Origin of the sequence: Streptococcus sp. HMSC065E03 (genome assembly GCF_001815045.1) — a bacterium.
Lineage (GTDB): Bacteria > Bacillota > Bacilli > Lactobacillales > Streptococcaceae > Streptococcus > Streptococcus parasanguinis_AD.
Map to the genome: position 1 here is coordinate 223,461 of NZ_KV818847.1, position 19,898 is coordinate 243,358.

The window sequence follows — 19,898 nt, forward strand, 5'->3', positions numbered from 1 at the left end:
TGATGTATGGATACGATTGAAAATCTCATTATTGCAATTGTGAAACCCTTGATTTCACAACCGGATGCTTTAACCATCAAGATCGAAGATACTCCTGAATTCTTGGAGTACCATCTTGACCTTGATCCTAGCGATGTTGGTCGTGTAATCGGTCGAAAAGGTCGCACCATTTCTGCGATAAGAACGATTGTCTACTCTGTCCCAACTGAAGATAAAAAAGTAAGAATCGTTATTGACGAAAAATAAAAAAGGCGGGACTTGGTCCCGTTTTTTTGTTGGAAGGCTCAGTGAGCACCGTTGAGAATTGTTGCTGAACGTGATAAAATAGAGTGAATAAACTACACTGGAGAAATCATGAATTACTTTAATGTTGGGAAAATTGTCAATACCCAAGGCTTACAAGGAGAAATGCGGGTCTTGTCTGTGACAGACTTTGCGGAAGAGCGTTTTAAAAAAGGAGCGGTGTTGGCTCTCTTTGATGAGAAGGATCGTTTTGTCCAAACGGTGACCATTGCTAGCCACCGCAAGCACAAGAACTTTGACATCATCAAGTTTAAGGATATGTACCATATCAATGCCATCGAAAAGTTCAAGGGTTATAGCCTCAAAGTTGCCGAAGAAGACTTGACAGATTTGGAGGATGGCGAATTCTATTACCATGAGATCATCGGTCTTGATGTTTATGAAAATGACCAACTAATCGGTCAGATCAAGGAAATCCTGCAACCAGGTGCCAATGATGTCTGGGTCGTGAAACGAAAAGGCAAACGAGATCTTCTTTTGCCATATATCCCACCTGTAGTCTTAAATATCGATATCCCTGGAAATCGTGTGGATGTAGACATCTTAGAAGGGTTAGACGATGAAGATTGATATTTTAACCCTCTTTCCAGAGATGTTTTCGCCTTTGGAGCATTCTATCGTCGGCAAGGCGCGTGAAAAGGGACTTCTCGAGATCAACTACTATAATTTCCGTGAGAATGCGGAGAAAGCGCGCCATGTGGACGATGAACCCTATGGGGGTGGGCAAGGCATGCTTCTACGAGCTCAACCGATTTTTGATGCCTTTGATGCCATTGAGAAGAAGAATCCACGCGTGATCTTACTGGACCCTGCTGGTCGGACTTTTGACCAAGCCTATGCTGAAGAATTAGCTCAGGAAGAGGAATTGATCTTTATCTGTGGTCACTATGAGGGCTACGACGAGCGGATCAAGACCTTGGTGACAGATGAGATTTCTCTTGGAGATTATGTCCTGACGGGTGGCGAGCTAGCCGCCATGACTATGATTGATGCGACGGTCCGCTTGATTCCAGAAGTGATTGGAAAAGAGTCCAGTCACCAGGATGACAGTTTCTCCTCTGGTCTACTAGAATACCCTCAATACACACGGCCTTATGAATACAGAGGAATGACAGTTCCCGATGTTCTCATGAGTGGTCATCATGAAAATATCCGTCAGTGGCGCCTCTATCAGAGTTTGAAAAAGACCTTAGAACGTCGGCCAGACTTGCTAGAAAACTATGAGTTGACAGCAGAAGAAGTGAAGATGTTGGAACAAATTAAACAAGAAGACTAACAGCGTCAGCTGTTTTTCTTTTGCTCCAAAATTTTATGAAAAAAACTTTTTAAACCTACTAGTTATTGGTAACAAAATGTGGTATGCTAAGGGGTAGAGAAACTTCAAGAAATGATTCAGTTTTGGGGGTGAGTTTAATGGGAAAGAAATTAGGAAAATCGGTTTTCACGACAGGGATTGCTGCAACAACAGTCCTATCTGGTATGTTTCATCACAAAGCAAATGCCGAAGAGGTCAAGCAAAATGAAAATCCAGAAACCAACAGCACGGAAGTAGTTGAAAAACCAATTACAGTTGATGAGTTGAAGCAAATCACAGCTCAAAAAGGCCAAGTGGTGAAAGATGTCCACTACCAAGAGCAAAAAGTGATCGATGCTCAAACGGAAGTCAAGGCTGCTGGACAAGAACTGGAAGAAAAGAAAGCAGAAGTGACGGATGCGGAAAACCTCATCGCAACAACTTCGGATGCCCAAGTTCAGAATGCAGAAAATGACGTCAAGGTAGCTCAAGCCTATGTGACCATCGAAGAAAATAAGGTTCGAGAAGCAGAAGCTGCCCATGACCAAGTCATAGAGGCTGTTCGTCAACAGGAAAATCAAGTTACTGCTCAGGAATCTTTGGTCGATGTAGCACAAAATGAATTGAACCAAGCTAAAGCACCGATTTCAAATGATGAGAATGTGCTCAACCAAGCTTTGTTGGAGCAAAGTCAAGTCGAGCAAAGTATCCGAGAATCTCAGAATTACCTTGCAACCTTGCAAGCGAGTCAGCAAACCGGTTCAGATACAGTGGCTCAAATTGAGAACGATATTCAACTGGCTCAAACGCGTCTGACAGATTTGAAAGCGGTCATCGCAACCAAGGAAGCAGAATTGGCAGCCTTAGAACAAGCAGCGGCCAATAGTCCAGTTCAGTTGAGTCAAGCGACTTATGAAGGTTATTTGCAACACTTAGCCGAGAATGGCAATGAAGCTGCAGCGAGTGCTTTAGCCCTCTACAAGCGTGGTCGTGAAGAAGACGGCTTGACAGTTGGAGAGTCTGGATCTTTGCAAGCCAATCTTCGAGCTCTTGAAATTGCGGATGCTATTAATAACTATCGTCGCAATGCCGGCTTGCCTGAATTGGAGCTGGATCCTTATTCCCTTCCTGCCAGCCAAGTACAGTTGGAATACTTCAAGAAAGCCAACTGGCATATGTTTAAGTATTTGCCAAACGAAAACATTGCTTATGGCTTCTCACCTGCTGGTGCGGTTGACTTTTGGTACAATGAAAAAGCGGCTTATCAAGAAGTAGCGGCTCAATATGGTCTACCAACAGACGAAACACAAATCGATGCCAATGACATTTATATGAAAATTGGGGCTGAGGCCTTTGCTAAGGTTGGTCACTACCTCCAAATGGTAGACAACAAAGCGACAGCTTTATCAGTCGCTTATGACCCAAGTAATGCCATGTCAGAAGCAGCTTTCTTACACCGCCCGGTCAATTCAGCAGTGTCAACCAATGCACTTGCTTACCAATTGCGTCAGGGAGCTGGTGCTACAACGACAAGATCAGATGTGAAAGCAAAATCTGATGAAGTCGCTAACCTCAAGCTGGACAAGGCCAATCAAGAGTCCCAAATCATTATCTTGCAAGGCAAATTAGAAGATGCCCGCCATACTAATTCAAATGTGGAAGTAGAGATGGCCAATGTGCAAAAGACCATCCAAAACTACAAAATTCTTCTTGTCAGCAAGGATCATGCAGTTGAAAAAGCAAAAGCGACTCTTGATGTATCTCGAGGTCGGATTGAAGCAGCTATTCAACCAAAAGAAGCAGCCCTTCAAAAAGCGAAAGATTTGTTGGCAGCTGCGCGTGAGAAATTAGATCGTTTAAAAGCGGAAGAAGCAGAAAAAGCCCAAGTCGTTCAAGAAGCGCATGAGGGCTTGAAGGCGGCGCAAGAACGTCTGGTTGCTGCTGAAAAACGTCTTTCTGACTTTAAAAACGCTCCAGAATTATTGGTCAAAGCCCAATCAGTTTTATCTGCTGCGGTGGCTAATTTGGAAAATAAAAAAGAAAAATTGGAAGCAGAATTCACAACTCTTCAATCTTATCAAAGTGTCGTGGAACTGTTGAATTCCCAATATGAAGATCTAGCGTCACGAATGGATCCAGCTATTTTAGAAGCAGCAGATATGCCAATGGATATCCGCTCAAGCAATCCAACAACTTTCACGGATAGACCAACAGTTCTTCCAACAACTACCAATAGTCCGAAAGTGCAAGCACCAACAGCTACTCCAGCTCCAAAACAAGAAGCTAAAGTAGAAGAAATCAAACCCAAAAAAGAAAATAGCCAAGCTGTGGCAAGTACAGATTCTTCCAAATATGCAGTAGCAACAACAGGTGTTGCCGTTGGGTTACTTGCTGGATTGTTTGGTTTTAAGAAAAAGAAACAATCTTCAAAAAATGATTAAGACATACCGAAGATAGAATAGATACTTAGACACTTTATTGCTTAAAATCTTCAAAGAAGATAGATGAGGGTGGGAAAAGGACTCTTTTAACAAAATGAGTTCTTTCCTGCTCTTTTTTTGTACACTTTTAGAATTTTTGAAAGAAAATGATAGAAATTGATAAAAAGTGTTGACATTTTTTGGAGATGGAGTATAATAGTCTTTGTAATCGATTGCAAAAGGAGGAGAAATGCTTAAGTCTGAACGAAAACAATTCATCCTCGAGAAGGTACTGAAGGAAAAATTTGTTTCCTTAGAAACCCTTGTGCAAGAGCTGGGAACGTCTGAATCAACCGTTCGTCGAGACTTGGATGAGCTAGAAGCTGAAAGCAAACTCCGCCGGGTTCACGGCGGTGCGGAAAGCCTGCATTTTCTTCAAGAGGAAGAAAGCAATAAAGAAAAATCTATCAAAAACATTCAAGTTAAGTCAAAAATTGCGGTAAAAGCAGCGGAGTTGATCAAAGATCATGATGTGATCTTTATCGATGCTGGGACGACTAATGAACTCTTGGTACAAGAAATTGTCAATCCAACGGTAACTGTGGTGACCAATTCGATTCACCATGCGACCAAGTTGGTCGAGCGAAATGTTCCGACGGTCATCATCGGTGGGAAGGTAAAATCTTCTACAGATGCTAGTATCGGAGGGATCGCGCTCAATCAAATCGGTCAGTTGAATTTTGACAAGGCCTTTCTTGGAATGAATGGAATCGATGATGAATTTTACAGCACTCCAGACCTGGAAGAAGGATCTGTCAAGCGTGCGATTATCGAAAATGCAAAAAAAACCTATATCCTAGCGGATGATTCAAAAATTGGAGTGACATCCTTTGTCAAAGTGGCTCCGATCAAGCGAGCCATGATTATCACCAATCAATGTGAACCGCAACGATTAAAGGTTTTAAAAGAAAAAACGGAGGTTATAGAGGTTTGATTTATACAGTAACACTGAATCCAGCCATTGACTACATTGTCCGTCTCGATCATGTAGAGACCGGGGCGGTCAATCGGATGGCTTCGGAAGATAAATTCGCCGGTGGTAAGGGAATCAATGTCAGTCGTGTCTTGAAGCGGCTCGATATTGAGAACACAGCGACTGGATTTATCGGTGGTTTCACAGGACGCTTCATCGAAGACGTACTGACTAGCGAAGCCATTTCAACCAACTTTGTGACAGTGGATCAGGATACCCGGATCAATGTCAAGATCAAAGCTGATCAAGAAACAGAGATCAACGGGAACGGTCCAGAAGTGACAGAAGCGCAGTTGCAAGAATTACTCAGCATCCTATCAAGCTTAACAGCAGATGATGTGGTAGTCTTTGCAGGATCTGCCCCATCTTCACTTGGAAATGCTGTTTACAAACAATTGATCGCAGCAACTCGTGCGACAGGTGCACAAGTCGTTTGCGACTTTGAAGGGCAAACTTTGATTGATTCCTTGGAGTTTAATCCGCAATTGGTTAAACCAAACAACCATGAGTTGGGAGATATTTTTGGCGTGACCTTGACGGAATTGCCAGAAATCGAACGCTATGCCAAAGAAATTTTGGCCAAAGGTGCACAAAACGTCATTATTTCCATGGCAGGTGATGGTGCTCTCCTTGTCAGTCCAAGCGGTACTTACTTCGCAAAACCAATCAAAGGGCAAGTGAAGAATTCTGTTGGGGCTGGGGATTCCATGGTAGCAGGCTTCACAGGGAAGCTCGCAACGACGGGAGATGTTATCGAAGCCTTCAAATGGGGCGTGGCTTGTGGCACAGCGACCACCTTCTCAGATGATTTGGCGACAGCTGACTATATTAAAGAAACTTATGAAAAAGTAGAGGTAGAAAAACTATGAAAATTCAAGACGTTTTAAATAAAAACGTGATGTTGTTTGACCTTCAAGCAACAGATAAAGAAGGCGTGATCAATGAGATGATCCAATCGCTCGTTGACAATGGTGTGGTGACAGATTTTGAAACTTTCAAAGCTGGGATTATGAACCGTGAAGCACAAACTTCAACTGGTTTGGGTGACGGAATTGCTATGCCGCACAGCAAAAATGAAGCTGTCAAAGAAGCAACGGTCTTGTTTGCAAAATCAAACAAAGGTGTTGACTACGCCTCACTTGATGGGCAACCGACTGACTTGTTCTTCATGATCGCTGCTCCAGAAGGAGCAAACGACACTCACTTGGCAGCCCTTGCTGAATTGTCTAAGTACTTGATGAAACCAGGATTTGCGGATAAACTTCGCCAAGCAAGCACACCTGAGCAAGTGATCGCAGCCTTTGATGCGGAAGAGCAAGTAGCTGCAGCAGAAGAAGCGAAAAAAGCAGAAGCAGTCAAAGAAGCAGCTTCATCTGACAAACCTCTCATCGTTGCCGTTACAGCATGTACAACAGGTATCGCCCACACTTACATGGCAGAAGAAGCCCTCATCAAAAAAGGGGAAGAAATGGGTGTTACAGTCCGCGTTGAAACCAACGGGGCATCTGGTGTCGGTAACCGCTTGACAGCTGAAGAAATCGCAAAAGCTGAAGGGGTCATCATTGCAGCTGATAAAGCAGTTGAAACCGCTCGTTTCGATGGCAAAAAATTGATCTCTAAACCAGTCGCAGCCGGTATCCGTCAGACAGAAGAATTGATCCAAACCATCTTGGATGGAAAAGCAGATGTCTTCCACGCTGAAAATGCAGCACAAGCTAGCGCTAGCCAAGAAAAATTGAGCTTGGGTGGAGCTTTCTACAAACACCTGATGAGTGGGGTTTCTCAAATGCTCCCATTCGTTATCGGTGGTGGTATCTTGATCGCCCTTGCCTTCTTGATCGACCAAGTTCTTGGTGTGCCTCAAGATCAATTGTCTAGTCTTGGTTCTTATCATGTATTAGCAGCACAATTTAAAACAATTGGTGGAGTAGCCTTTGGCTTCATGCTTCCTGTACTTGCAGGTTACATTGGATTCTCAATCGCTGAAAAACCTGGTTTTGTAGCAGGATTTATTGCTGGATCTATTGCTAGCTCAGGTTCAGCATTTGGAAATATCGCCTACGGTGCTGCTAAAGGTGAATTACCAGCAGCCGTATCATCAGGTTTCCTTGGAGCTTTGGTAGGTGGTTTCCTTGCAGGTGGAGTTGTTCTCTTACTTCGCAAAGCCCTTGCAGGTCTTCCACGTTCACTCGATGGTATCCGCTCTATCCTTCTCTTGCCATTACTTGGTGTTGGTTTGACAGGATTCTTGATGTTCCTCATCAATATTCCAATGGCTGCTATCAATACTGGTCTTAACAACTTCCTTTCAAGCTTGTCAGGTAGCTCAGCTGTCCTTCTTGGACTTCTCGTCGGCGGTATGATGGCTGTCGATATGGGTGGACCAGTTAACAAAGCCGCTTATGTCTTCGCTACAGGTACACTTGCTGAATCTGTTGCTTCAGGTGGTTCTATTGTTATGGCAGCTGTTATGGCAGCTGGTATGGTTCCTCCATTGGCAGTATTCGTAGCAACTGTATTGTTTAAAGATAAATTCACACAAGAAGAACGCGATTCAGGTTTGACAAACATCGTTATGGGTCTTTCCTTCATCACAGAAGGTGCCATTCCATTCGGTGCAGCTGACCCAGCTCGTGCCATCCCTAGCTTCATTGCTGGTTCAGCATTGACAGGTGCCCTTGTTGGTCTTGCAGGCTTGAAACTCATGGCTCCTCACGGAGGAATCTTCGTTATCGCTCTTACATCAAATCCACTTCTATACATCTTGTTCGTATTGATCGGTGCAGTCGTAAGTGGTATCTTATTCGGATTGCTTCGCAAACCTAAAAACTAAATATGATTAAAAGGTTGGGAATGCCCAACCTTTTCTTCTTGTACTAGCGAAAAAATCACCTCATTCGGCGTTGGTATCTTGAGCTGAATTATGATATAATAAGCCTATCGCATATTTTTAGGAGAATAAAAATGGATATTCAACGTGAAAAAGAATTTGTCAGCCAATACCACTATGACGCTCGTAATTTTGAGTGGGAAAAAGAAAATGGGATCCCTGAAACAAAAGTAGATGTAAACTTTCAATTGATCAATCGTGATCAAGAACAAAACACGACTTCTTTGATTGTCATCTTGAGCTACATGATCGTTTTTGACGGTTTTGTGATCAGTGGAACTATCACTCAAATCAACCACTTGTTTGGTCGTTATGTCAATGAACCAAGTGAATTCAGCAAAGACGAAGTGGAAGAATTGGCTCGCCCTTGCTTGAATATGCTCAACCGTTTGACTTATGAAGTCACAGAAATTGCCCTCGATTTACCGGGTATTAATTTGGAGTTTTAATCAATGAAATTAGCAGTGATCACGGATTCGTCTGCCTATTTAACGCAAGACGTGCTCCATCACGACGACTTATTTATTTTAGAGATCCCGATCTATATCGACGGGGAGTCTTATGTTGAAGGGAAGAACCTGACACACGATGAGTTCTACCAAAAGATGGCGGCGTCTAAGGAATTGCCAAAGACTAGCCAGCCGAGTGTTGCAGAGTTAGAAGAAGTATTATCTGGTTTGACAGCTAAGGGCTATACGCATGCTATCGGTCTTTTCTTGTCATCAGGTATTTCTGGTTTCTACCAAAATATCCAATATTTGAAGGACGAATTCGAAGGCTTGACCGTCGAATTTCCGGATTCAAAAATCACCAGTGCTCCTCTAGGAATGATGGCAGAAGACTGCTTGAAATGGTCTGGTGAAGGCCGTTCCTTCGATGAGATTGTGGCCAATGTCCAACACCAGATTGATGGAACCTCTGCCTATATCATGGTGGATGATTTGAACCACTTGGTTAAAGGTGGTCGTCTGTCAAATGGTGCTGCTATTCTTGGAAACCTCTTGAGCATCAAGCCCATTCTTCATTTTAATGATGAAGGCGTGATTGAGGTCTTTGAGAAAGTCCGGACGGAAAAGAAAGCCATGAAACGCTTGGTAGAGATTGTTGTATCAGATATCGCAGATGGTCATTACCAAGTCTTTGTCATCCATGCCAATGTTCCTGAAAAAGCAGAAGCACTTCGCCAACTGCTCATGGAAGAAGGAGTGGAAGGTGACATTCCTTTTGCTACCTTTGGAGGGGTGATTGGGACGCACTTAGGTGACCATAGCTTAGCAGTTGGGTATATCCCTATCGTTTAAGGAGAATTCTATGTCCATTAAAGTCATTATCGCAGGTTTCAAGGGAAGAATGGGACAAGCAGCCTACAAGATGGTTTCTGGAGATCCTGAGTTAGAATTAGCTGGCTTGATCGATCCATTTACTGATGAGACAGAGGTTGCAGGAGTCCCTGTCTTTAACCGCAAAGAAGATGTTGTGGGTCTAGAGGCAGATGTTTGGGTCGACTTTACCATGCCCAAGGTAGCTTACGAGAATACTCGCTTTGCAATTGAGAATGGCTTTGCGCCTGTTGTGGGAACGACTGGATTCACTCCTGAGGAGATCCAAGAATTGATAGACCTTTCACGTGAAAAGGATTTGGGTGGCTTGATCGCGCCGAACTTTGCCATTGGAGCCGTGCTCTTGATGCAATTTGCAGCGCAAGCAGCCAAGTATTTCCCGAATGTAGAAATTATCGAATTGCACCACGATAAGAAAAAAGATGCACCGAGTGGAACAGCAATTAAGACAGCTGAGCTGATCTCAGAGAAGCGCGAGAAGATCCAGCAAGGTGCAGCAGATGAAGAAGAGTTGATGCCTGGAGCAAGAGGGGCAGAGTTTGAAGGGATGCGCATCCATTCAGTTCGATTGCCTGGCCTAGTCGCTCACCAAGAGGTGATTTTTGGTAGCCAAGGCGAAGGGTTGACTCTCCGTCATGATTCCTATGATCGTGTTTCCTTCATGACAGGAGTAAATCTAGGGATTAAAGAAGTTGTCAAGCGTCATGAGCTTGTCTATGGTTTGGAACACTTACTATGAGATTAGAAAAGATGCCTTCTGAGTTTCAGGAGGCTTTACCAATATTAGAGAAGATTAAAGCAGCTGGTTTTGAGGCCTATTTTGTAGGGGGATCTGTCCGTGATGCCCTCTTGGATCGTCCAATTCACGATGTCGATATCGCTTCCTCCTCATACCCAGAAGAGACCAAGGCCATTTTTGATCGAACAGTGGACGTCGGTATCGAACATGGGACTGTCTTAGTTCTTGAAAATGGTCAAGAATATGAAATTACGACCTTCCGGACGGAGGATGTCTATGTCGATTATCGTCGTCCGAGCTCCGTGTCTTTTGTACGCTCACTAGAAGAAGACCTCAAGCGCCGTGATTTCACCGTCAATGCCTTTGCCTTAAATGAAAAAGGAGAAATTGTTGACCTCTTTCATGGACTAGAAGATTTAGAAAACAAGGTCCTTCGGGCGGTTGGCCTTCCTCACGAACGGTTTAACGAAGATGCACTCCGGATCATGCGAGGCTTTCGCTTTCAAGCCAGTCTCGGCTTTGAATTAGAAGAGGCAACTTTTGACGCTATGAAGGAGTGTGCGCCATTACTTGAGAAGATTTCCGTAGAGCGCACCTTCATCGAGTTTGATAAACTCTTGATTTCTCCATACTGGAGACAGGGCTTGGAGGCTATGCTAGCAAGTGGAGCCTATCACTATCTGCCAGAGATGAAGGATCGTAAAGAAGCGATCGAGCGTTTGTTTGACATAGAGTTGGAATATACTTTTTCAACTTCTGAGCAAGCCTGGGCTGCTTTGGTCTTAGCACTAGAGATTCAAGATATTCCAAAATTCTTTAAGAAATGGAAGACCTCTAGAGACTTTGCTAAGACGGTGGAGCAGATCGTGGAGATTCTAAAGCTCCGAGAAAATGGAAGCCTAGACAAGCGTGCCTGCTACAAGTATGAGAAACGTTTGTTACTGGTTGCTGAAGAGCTCCGTGAAGCTTATGCCTTGAGTGTGGATTATTTGGCCATTGAGCGTGTCTATGATAGCTTGACCATTCATGATAAGCATGAAGTGGTGGTCAATGGTGGCATGCTGATCAAAGAATATGGCTTTCAACCAGGTCCAGCCTTAGGAGAGATTTTGACAAAAATTGAATATGCCATTGTCGATGGGGAACTGGCTAATGAGAAAGAGGCCATCATCGCCTATATCCAGCAAGCAAAAGAGGAGGAAAAATGAGCGATTTTATTGTCGATAAATTAACCAAATCTGTCGGAGATAAGACCGTCTTTCGTGAGATTTCCTTTATCATTCACGACTTGGATCGGATCGGATTGATCGGGGTCAATGGGACTGGAAAAACCACGCTGTTAGATGTATTGTCAGGTCGCTCTGGCTTTGATGGAGATGTGAGTCCTTTTTCTGCCAAGAGTGATTATACAATTGGTTACTTGACGCAGGAGCCAGATTTTGATGATCAAAAGACGGTTCTGGATACGGTGCTATCTAGTGATTTGCGCGAAATGCAGCTCATTCGCGATTATGAATACTTGATGGCGGATTACCGAGAAGAGAACCAAGCACGTCTGGAAAAGGTCATGGCGGAGATGGATTCGCTCAATGCTTGGGAAATTGAGAGTCAGGTCAAGACGGTCCTTTCAAAGCTTGGAATTGAAGACCTGAATGCCAAAGTTGGAGATCTATCTGGGGGCTTGCGTCGTCGGGTGCAACTGGCCCAAGTTTTGCTGTCTCACCACGACCTGCTCTTACTAGATGAGCCGACCAACCACCTGGACATTGATACTATCGAGTGGTTGACCAATTTTTTGAAGAACTCTAAGAAAACCGTGCTCTTCATTACCCACGATCGCTATTTCTTGGATAATATCTCGACACGGATCTTTGAGCTGGATCGGGCAAACTTGATTGAGTATCAAGGCAACTACCAGGATTATGTCCGCTTAAAGGCTGAGCAAGATGAGCGTGATGCGGCCCTTCTTCACAAGAAGCAGCAACTCTATAAGCAGGAGTTGACCTGGATGCGAAGACAACCCCAGGCGCGTGCGACCAAGCAACAGGCGCGGATCAATCGTTTCCATGATCTTAAGCAAGACTTGTCTGGTCAAAGCAACCAGACGGATCTAGAAATGAACTTTGAGACCAGCCGGATCGGAAAGAAAGTCATCGAGTTTAAGAATGTGAGTTTTGCTTTTGAAAATAAGCCGATTTTACAAGACTTTAACCTCTTGATGCAAAACAAGGATCGCATAGGGATCGTCGGTGATAATGGTGTCGGTAAATCGACCCTACTCAATCTGATCGCTGAGAGACTCCAGCCTCAGTCAGGGCAAGTGATTATTGGGGAAACTGTGCGGGTGGCTTATTTCTCTCAACAGATCGATGGCTTGGATGAGAGCAAGCGCGTGATCAATTTCTTGCAAGAGGTTGCGGAGGAAGTCAAGACGACTGTCGGAACAACTTCGATCGCAGATCTTTTGGAGCAATTTCTCTTCCCGCGCTCTATGCATGGAACCTTGATCGAAAAACTCTCCGGTGGGGAGAAAAAACGCCTCTTTCTCTTGAAACTCCTGATTGAAAAACCCAATGTGCTTCTCCTCGATGAGCCAACCAATGACTTGGATATCGCAACCTTGACGGTTTTGGAAAACTTCCTTCAAAACTTTGGTGGTCCAGTTATTACCGTTAGTCACGACCGTTATTTCCTAGATAAGGTCGCGAGTAAAATCCTCGCTTTTGAAAATGGGGGCATTCGTGAGTTCTTTGGTAATTATACGGATTATTTAGATGAAAAAGCCTTTGAAGCAGCCAAGGTAACGGCTAGTCAAAAGATTGAAAAAGAGAAGCCTGTCAAGCCAAAAGAAGAGAAGAAGCGCATGAGCTACATGGAGAAGCAAGAGTGGGCAAGTATTGAGGCAGATATCGAAGCGATTGAAAATCGAATTGCAGAGATTGAAGTGGAGATGAATGAAAACGGCTCTGACTTTGGCAAGTTGTCAGCCCTTCAAAAAGAACTAGATCAGGAAAACGAGCGTCTACTTGAAAAGTATGATCGTTATGATTACCTAAGTGAATTAGATGAATAAGGAGGCCCTATGAATCAATTGAATCGCATATCTCTTGGAATTTCAGCTACTATGTTTACCATTATTGGTATTGTCTTGTTTATCAATCCCATTGAGCACATCGGCTCTTTTAGCTGGTTGATCTCCTGTGGCTTCTTTTTAATCTCTTTTTCACGTTTTTCACGCTATTACCGATTGCGTCAGTCAGGTATTATCAAGCAGCAACAGCTCTTTCACAGTATGGTTGCCTTGGTGTTCGCGGTTTACTTGCTACTATATGGCTACAAGACCTTACCGATTGTCTTCCCAGTTACCTTAGGGATTTGGCTGATCTATCGCTCCGTTTTAAATTTCCGAAAAGCTAACTTCTATTCCAAGAAGATTGAAGAGCTTTCCAAGCGCTATATTTTCTTTGCCTTGGTGCAGCTCTTTATCGGCTTGTTCTTAATTGTCAGTCCATTATCAATCAGTGTCATTCTCCTGAATATTATTGGTTTGATTTTCCTGCTTCTAGGACTTCAATCTTTCAGCCTCTTGCTAAAAAGTTAAGAAAATTTACGTGCAAACCTTTGCATTTGCCCAAAAGTCTGATATAATAGAGCTGTAAGTGTTTACAAGTTTGAAAGGAGTTACAGATGTCTAAAAAAATTATTGGGATTGACCTTGGAGGAACTTCCATCAAGTTTGCCATTCTTACCTTGGATGGAGAAGTTCAAGAAAAATGGTCTATTAAAACAAATATCTTGGATGAAGGAAGTCATATTGTAGAGGATATGATCGAATCGATCGCTCATCGTTTGGAAATGCTTGGGCTTGATGCTTCTGAATTCCAAGGAATCGGAATGGGATCGCCTGGTGTTGTTGACCGTGAAAAAGGTACAGTTATTGGGGCCTACAATTTGAACTGGAAGACCCTTCAACCAGTTAAAGAAAAAATCGAAAGTGCCCTTCATATTCCATTCTTCATTGATAACGATGCCAACGTTGCTGCTTTGGGTGAACGTTGGAAAGGGGCTGGTGAAAACCAACCAGATGTTGTCTTCATGACACTTGGTACAGGTGTTGGCGGTGGTATCGTCGCTGAAGGTCGTCTCTTGCACGGTGTGCGTGGAGCTGCTGGGGAACTTGGTCACATCACGGTTGACTTTGATGATCCAATCCAATGTACCTGTGGTAAAAAAGGCTGTCTTGAAACGGTTGCGTCAGCAACAGGGATCGTCAACTTGACTCGTCGTTATGCAGATGAGTACGAAGGGGACTCTCAATTGAAAGTCTTGATCGACAATGGTGAAGAAGTGACAGCTAAAACGGTCTTTGATCTAGCAAAAGAGGGTGACGCTCTTGCTTTGATCGTTTATAAGAACTTCTCACGTTATCTTGGACTTGCTGCAGCCAATATTGGTTCAACCTTGAACCCGTCTAAGATCGTTATCGGTGGTGGGGTATCTGCTGCTGGAGACTTCCTCTTGGATGGCGTGCGCAAGGTCTTTGAAGAAAACTCATTCCCACAAGTACGTGAATCTACTCAATTGGCGCTTGCTACTTTGGGAAATGATGCGGGTGTCATCGGTGCCGCATCTCTAGTATTACAATAAGATTAAAAGGAGATTTGCCTCTCCTTTTTTCTTTATCCTGTGATATAATGAAGGCAATAGTAGATTCAAGGAGAGTATATGACAAAAGCAGATACAATTTTTAAAGAAAACATTCGAAAAATCATGGAAGAAGGGGTCTGGTCAGAGCAGGCCCGTCCTAAGTATAAGGATGGTAGAACAGCCAACTCCAAATACATCACGGGAGCCTTTATGGAGTTTGATCTTGCAAAAGGCGAGTTCCCTATTACAACCCTTCGTCCCATCGCCATTAAATCAGCCATCAAAGAGATGCTTTGGATCTACCAGGATCAGTCGAATAGCTTAGACCTGTTAGAAGATAAATACAATGTCCACTACTGGAATGACTGGGAAGTAGGGGATAGTCGGACTATCGGTCAGCGCTATGGTGCTGTGGTCAAAAAACATGACCTTACCAATAAGATCCTCAAACAATTAGAAGCCAATCCTTGGAATCGCCGCAACATCATCTCGCTCTGGGATTATGATGCTTTTGAGGAGACCGACGGACTCTTGCCATGTGCTTTTCAGACCATGTTTGACGTGCGTCGGGTTGATGGAGAGATCTATCTAGATGCGACCCTGACCCAGCGTTCAAATGATATGTTGGTAGCCCACCATATCAATGCCATGCAATATGTAGCGCTACAGATGATGATTGCCAAGCACTTTGGCTGGAAGGTCGGAAAGTTCTTTTACTTCATTAATAACCTTCATATTTATGATAATCAATTTGAACAGGCTGAAGAGTTACTCCGTCGGGAGCCCTCTGATTGCCAACCTCACTTGGTTTTGAATGTACCAGATGGAACCAATTTCTTTGACATCAAACCAGAAGATTTTGAACTGGTCGATTATGATCCAGTGAAGCCACAGTTGAAGTTTGATCTTGCGATTTAGTGATAAACCAAGGTTTTTTGATGCCCTGATCTATGGGTGAAATCCTTTTAGATTTAAAATAATTCTAGCTAAAAATTTTTACTCATTTTTGAGTCAAAATATTTTGAATATCGTTCGGGTTTTGTTAAAATAGAAAAGGTTTGGAAAAACTAAACAATTTAAAAAAGAATGTTAATTTATAGATAAATATGGAGGTCCATTAGATGGGGAAAGACTTATTTAATGATCGTATTAGCAGATTCTCAATTCGTAAATTGAATGTGGGTGTTTGCTCAGTACTTTTGGGAACACTTGTCATGGTTGGGACAGCCGCAAGTGCAGCCGCAGAAGAAAATACAAATACAACAAGTGAAAGTGTAGCAGCAGTTGCAACAGCGTCAGAAGCGTCCGCAACTTCAACAGCTACAGCAACTTCAGCAACATCAACAGCTGCAACGACATCGACTTATGATGCAAACGCAGCAATCACTGCACCAGAGACTTCAACTGCTGCAGCAACATCAACAGCACCTGCTTCAACTAGTGAAGCAAGTAGCACGAGCACAGCAGCGTCTGCAGCCTCAACTGCACCAGAAACATCAACTGCACCAAGCCTAAAAGCAACTACGCCAATAAACAAGCTTGCAGATACAACTTCAACAAGTGCAGATAAAAAAGAAACACCAACTCTTTCAGCTGGACAAGGTGTACCAACAAATAATACACTAGCCACTGAAGAGACAGCTCAAACTTCTGGTAAACGCCGTTCTCGTCGTGCTGTTGGTGATGCAAATGATCCAAACTTGATCGGAGATGATGTCCAAGATGCCACTTCAACTCCAAAAGTTGAAAAACCGGGCTTTACAACAAATATCAAAGCTACTGACTTGGCCAGCCAAATCTCTTGGTTGGACTTTGGCGATGTAGCTAGCTGGACTGGGACCACGACAACATCAAGCGGAAATCTGGCCCTTCAAGTGGGCTCAACCTACACCAAGGAAATCATGCCTGGCTATGTGGTTACTATCAAAGTTAAATCCTTAAAACCCTTCCAAGCGACAGAAATCTACAAAAAGCGCTTAGAAGAACGTGGAGCGACTGAAGCTGAAAAGGCTACCTATGACCCAAATGCTAAGAACGGATATATAGGAACAACTACTAGTGCTGCAACTAACAAAGCATTTAATAATGGTGAAGAAGCTAAAATTATTGCCGAAGCTCAAAACCGTTGGACAGAAATAAAAGGTGAAGGCATCGATACTGGCACTAAAAAAACAACCATCAGTTCCGAGTTTGAAGGTGGCAATATTGGTGTTCAGTTTGAAATTTCTGCTACCTTCCGTGGCAAAGCCGTCAAACCTGCTGTAGTCATGGCAGATGGTGAGTCCGCTAATCCTGGTGAATCGGTTATTTTCACCACAAACGGAGAAGGTTGGCAACAAATTGGGGAGTGGTATAAATATGGAAATAAATCTACTAAAACCTTTATTCCACAAGATACAGACAATTTATTTGGCCCAAATCCTACCTTTAATATAGAAGGTACGAATTACTATTCGACGAACCTTAACCTACTTAAACGTGCAAATGAAGTGGGGCCAGATAAAAAAGCGGTTGCTTGGAAGTACTTTGGAAGTGCTGATTTAACAACTGGAGGCCTCGGAACAGGGGTCTTCGGGCCAAATATTTCTGCAGGTCCTTCTGCCGTTCCCCTTGTTATGACAAAAGGAGCTTCTGAAGTTGGTCTTTACATTGCTTCAAGTGGGAAACAGGCAGCTATGCTTGGCTTCTTCCCGCTTGATGAAGGGGATGCACCGGAGTCTTATGGTAAGGCTATCCACTCTATCGCAACCGTTGATGGGATAACAGGTAAGAAAGTTAACCAGCCTTATCTTGGTCACTTGAGCCCAGATATGGATGAAAACAATACCCTTGATTGGACTGGTGATGACAAGGCGACCACTGCGGATGAAGGCATCGACCAATTACTTCCAAATGATCTCAAAGGAAAAACCAATGAGTTGATCAAGATGGACCGTACCAAACCAGGTAATTATAAGATTTCTGTTGAAGCCCATACGGATGGAGCAGCAAAAGCTAACATCTATGGTTGGATAGATTTCAACCAAAACGGAACCTTCGATGAAGATGAACGGTCTGATTTAACAACTATTACCCAAGATGGAACGGCTACGTTAAGCTTTACAAAGAGTAAAACCTATATTGATCCTAGTGTAAATGAATTGGGTGTTCGGATCCGTATCGCAAAGAATGATAAGGAGATTGAAAGCCCAACCGGTATGGCCTTGTCAGGGGAAGTTGAGGACTTCAAGACTCAAATCACCCACCCACCAAAAGGAGAATTCAAAGAAACAAGTGGTCTTCAAGGGGCGAAGCAAACTGCAACTGTAGCCTTTACTGCTCGAGGTTTGCAAGGCTATAGCTTAACTGAGCCAGCTAAAATTGACGAAACAATTGAACCTTACATTGTTGATTCTAATGGTAACAAAGCTACTTTGGATGCGGAAGGTTACTATGTCGTGCCAGGTCAAGGTAAATACAAAGTTACTGGTAATGGTAAAGATGTAGATGTGGAATTCATCCCAGAAGATCACTTCCTTGGAACAGCTGACGGTATCTCTATCCGTCGTACAGACAGCAATGGCTACGATACAGGTTGGTCTACAAAATTCCCAGCTGATGAAGCCAATGTAGATACTGTTTTGAATACTATGGATGGTCTTTATATCCCAACTGTTACACCAACGGAAATTGAAGGGGTAGATAAGACTTCAACAGATGTCCAAGGTGCGACTCAAACTGGTACACCAACCTTTAACACAACTACAACTAATGCAAATGGCGAAAAGATCTCTGTCACTCCAAGCTTGGAATACCCTGCTAAATTGGTGGACCCAGCGACTGGTCAAGTAACCAATGCAACCTCTGTAACAGTAGCAGGCGAAGGAACATACAGCATTGATGATGCTACTGGTAAAGTAACCTTTGTTCCAGAACCAGGATTCACAGGTACAGCTCAAGGTGTTACCGTATCTGTAACGGCTCCTGTCGGAAAAGATAAAGACGGTACCGTCCGTGATGAATACCTTAAGACAGCAACAGCTAAGTACACTCCAACTGTAACTCCAATTACCATCACTCCTACAGACAAGGTTTCTGAGGATATCCAAAACGTTCCTCAAACACAAACACCAACCTTTGATTTGAGTAATGATAAGACTGCTGAAATCACTAGCAAGAAATTGGTGGATCCAGCAACTGGTCAACCAACTGATGAAACAACTGTGACAGTAGCAGGAGAAGGTAGCTATACTATCGACCCAACGACTGGAGCAGTAACATTTACGCCAGAAAAAGACTTTGTTGGTACTGCAAAAGGAGTAACTGTTCAGGCAACTGCTACTATTACAAATGCTAATGGTAAGACTGCAACCATTACTTCAGATGCGACCTACACACCAACTGTTGTGCCAGCAGTTCCAACTGCAAACCCTGCAACTTCAAAAGATATCCAAGGTGCGACTCAAACCGGTACACCAACCTTTGCAGGAACTACTGTTCAAGTAAATGGTGAAGACAAAGCTATTACCATAAAAGACAATAGCTACACATTGCTAGATAAAGATGGTAACGAAGTTTCAACGACACCAGCTTATGCGGCAGACGGTACAACCGTGATCGGTAACTTCACAATCGACCCAGCAAATGGTCAAGTAACTTTCACACCGACTGATAAATCATACACTGGTGCAGTCACACCAGCCAAGGTTCAAGCTGAAAGCTCAAACGGTATCAAGGTGGATACAACTTACACACCAGAAATCGTTCCAGTAACCCCAACAGCAACATCAGCTGAAACAAAAGATGTTCAAGGTGCCACTCAAACAGGTAAACCTGAATTCAAGGGTGGAACCGTAACGGTTGATGGCGTTGAGAAGACTGTTGAAATCAACGAAGATGTTCCAGCAACATTCGACGACGGTTCAACAACTAAGACCGTTGAAGGTGTTGGTACTTACACAGTAGCAGCAGACGGTACTGTTACATTTGTACCAGAAAAATCATTTGTCGGAACTGCACCAGCGGTGACCGTTGTCCGCGAAGATAAGAACGGAACCAAAGCTTCTGCAACCTACACACCAACAGTATTACCAGTAACCCCAACAGCTACACCAGCAGAAACAACTGATATTCAAGGTGCTACTCAAACAGGTAAACCTGAATTCAAGGGTGGAACTGTAACGGTTGATGGCGTTGAAAAGACTGTTGAAATCAATGAAGATGTTCCAGCAACATTTGACGATGGCTCAACGA

16 protein-coding genes are annotated in these 19,898 nt (G+C 43.5%); all 16 read left to right on the forward strand.

Features of this window, described 5'->3' with window-relative positions:
• Positions 1-6 precede the first annotated feature (6 nt).
• A complete protein-coding gene (kphA, locus tag HMPREF3002_RS04065; protein ID WP_003001620.1) occupies positions 7-246 on the forward strand; it encodes an RNA-binding protein KphA in 240 nt (79 codons plus the stop codon).
• Positions 247-354: 108 nt separating this feature from the next.
• Positions 355-873, forward strand: coding sequence for a ribosome maturation factor RimM (gene rimM, locus HMPREF3002_RS04070; RefSeq protein ID WP_070665359.1), 519 nt, complete (start codon positions 355-357; stop codon positions 871-873).
• Positions 863-1,579 (forward strand): tRNA (guanosine(37)-N1)-methyltransferase TrmD, encoded by a 717-nt coding sequence (trmD, locus tag HMPREF3002_RS04075; protein WP_070665360.1) that lies wholly within the window; start codon positions 863-865, stop codon positions 1,577-1,579. Before rimM ends, trmD begins: the two co-directional genes overlap by 11 nt.
• Before the next feature lie 137 nt (positions 1,580-1,716).
• The gene (locus HMPREF3002_RS04080) at positions 1,717-4,038 is read left to right on the forward strand and encodes a CAP domain-containing protein (protein WP_070665361.1); all 2,322 of its coding nucleotides are present in this window, start codon (positions 1,717-1,719) and stop codon (positions 4,036-4,038) included.
• Positions 4,039-4,267: 229 nt separating this feature from the next.
• On the forward strand, positions 4,268-5,011 hold the full coding sequence (locus HMPREF3002_RS04085; protein ID WP_003001800.1) for a DeoR/GlpR family DNA-binding transcription regulator: 744 nt from the start codon (positions 4,268-4,270) through the stop codon (positions 5,009-5,011).
• On the forward strand, positions 5,008-5,919 hold the full coding sequence (gene pfkB, locus HMPREF3002_RS04090) for a 1-phosphofructokinase (protein WP_070665362.1): 912 nt from the start codon (positions 5,008-5,010) through the stop codon (positions 5,917-5,919). The genes HMPREF3002_RS04085 and pfkB overlap by 4 nt, the downstream gene beginning before the upstream one ends.
• The gene (locus tag HMPREF3002_RS04095) at positions 5,916-7,883 is read left to right on the forward strand and encodes a PTS fructose transporter subunit IIABC (RefSeq protein WP_070665363.1); all 1,968 of its coding nucleotides are present in this window, start codon (positions 5,916-5,918) and stop codon (positions 7,881-7,883) included. Before pfkB ends, HMPREF3002_RS04095 begins: the two co-directional genes overlap by 4 nt.
• A 131-nt stretch (positions 7,884-8,014) precedes the next feature.
• Positions 8,015-8,389, forward strand: coding sequence for a DUF1149 family protein (locus HMPREF3002_RS04100; protein WP_003001888.1), 375 nt, complete (start codon positions 8,015-8,017; stop codon positions 8,387-8,389).
• Positions 8,390-8,392: 3 nt separating this feature from the next.
• Positions 8,393-9,241 (forward strand): DegV family protein, encoded by an 849-nt coding sequence (locus HMPREF3002_RS04105; protein ID WP_070505525.1) that lies wholly within the window; start codon positions 8,393-8,395, stop codon positions 9,239-9,241.
• 10 nt (positions 9,242-9,251) lie between these two features.
• Positions 9,252-10,019, forward strand: a complete 768-nt coding sequence (gene dapB / locus HMPREF3002_RS04110; protein ID WP_070665364.1) for a 4-hydroxy-tetrahydrodipicolinate reductase — start codon at positions 9,252-9,254, stop codon at positions 10,017-10,019.
• A complete protein-coding gene (locus HMPREF3002_RS04115) occupies positions 10,016-11,227 on the forward strand; it encodes a CCA tRNA nucleotidyltransferase (protein WP_070665365.1) in 1,212 nt (403 codons plus the stop codon). The genes dapB and HMPREF3002_RS04115 overlap by 4 nt, the downstream gene beginning before the upstream one ends.
• Positions 11,224-13,092 (forward strand): ABC-F family ATP-binding cassette domain-containing protein, encoded by a 1,869-nt coding sequence (locus HMPREF3002_RS04120; protein WP_070665366.1) that lies wholly within the window; start codon positions 11,224-11,226, stop codon positions 13,090-13,092. The genes HMPREF3002_RS04115 and HMPREF3002_RS04120 overlap by 4 nt, the downstream gene beginning before the upstream one ends.
• A 9-nt stretch (positions 13,093-13,101) precedes the next feature.
• Entirely contained in the window at positions 13,102-13,620 is a 519-nt protein-coding gene (locus HMPREF3002_RS04125) for a hypothetical protein (protein WP_023918208.1), read from the forward strand.
• An 86-nt stretch (positions 13,621-13,706) separates the two neighbouring features.
• A complete protein-coding gene (locus HMPREF3002_RS04130) occupies positions 13,707-14,666 on the forward strand; it encodes an ROK family glucokinase (RefSeq protein WP_070665367.1) in 960 nt (319 codons plus the stop codon).
• A 78-nt stretch (positions 14,667-14,744) separates the two neighbouring features.
• A complete protein-coding gene (locus HMPREF3002_RS04135; protein ID WP_070665368.1) occupies positions 14,745-15,584 on the forward strand; it encodes a thymidylate synthase in 840 nt (279 codons plus the stop codon).
• A 203-nt stretch (positions 15,585-15,787) separates the two neighbouring features.
• The coding region (locus HMPREF3002_RS04140) for a CshA/CshB family fibrillar adhesin-related protein (RefSeq protein ID WP_141754484.1) at positions 15,788-19,898 on the forward strand (4,111 nt) is incomplete at its 3' end.